Origin of the sequence: Phenylobacterium soli (genome assembly GCF_003254475.1) — a bacterium.
In the GTDB taxonomy this organism is placed as follows: Bacteria; Pseudomonadota; Alphaproteobacteria; order Caulobacterales; family Caulobacteraceae; genus Phenylobacterium; species Phenylobacterium soli.
Genome location: NZ_QFYQ01000009.1, coordinates 1 through 472, shown reverse-complemented (window position 1 = coordinate 472; position 472 = coordinate 1). Strand labels below are relative to the sequence as shown.

Sequence of the window (472 nt, the reverse complement as noted above, 5' to 3'; positions counted from 1 at the left end):
TCACCGCCGCGCCGTTCGCCATTTCCCTGGACTCGGCGACGACCAACATCGACGTGGTCGACCGTGACGAACTCGACCTCGCGCCCAGCGGCGGGCTCGGCGACGTGCTGAGCGGCATGCCTGGCGTGCGCTCCACCTTCTTCGGTCCTGGCGCCAGCCGGCCGGTGATCCGCGGCCTGGCCGGTCCGCGGGTGCTGGTGCTCAGCAACGGCCTGGGCCAGGTGGACGCCAGCGCCCTGTCGCCGGACCACGCCGTGGCCACCGATCCGCAGGAAGCCGAGCGGATCGAAGTGCTGCGCGGACCGTCGGCCCTGGCCTATGGCGGCTCGGCCATCGGCGGCATCGTGAACGTCATCGACGAGCGGATCGCCATGCACCGGGTGAACGGCGTCGAGGGCCGGGTGCTGGCCAGCGCCTCCTCCGTGGACGACGGCCACTCGGTAAGCGGCGCCCTGCGGGCAGGGACCGGGCC

1 protein-coding gene is annotated in these 472 nt (G+C 73.1%); it reads left to right on the top strand.

The genetic code is table 11. From position 1 onward, the window contains the following. A partial coding sequence (locus DJ017_RS19905; RefSeq protein WP_165830742.1) for a TonB-dependent receptor plug domain-containing protein occupies window positions 1-472 on the top strand: 472 nt, incomplete at both ends.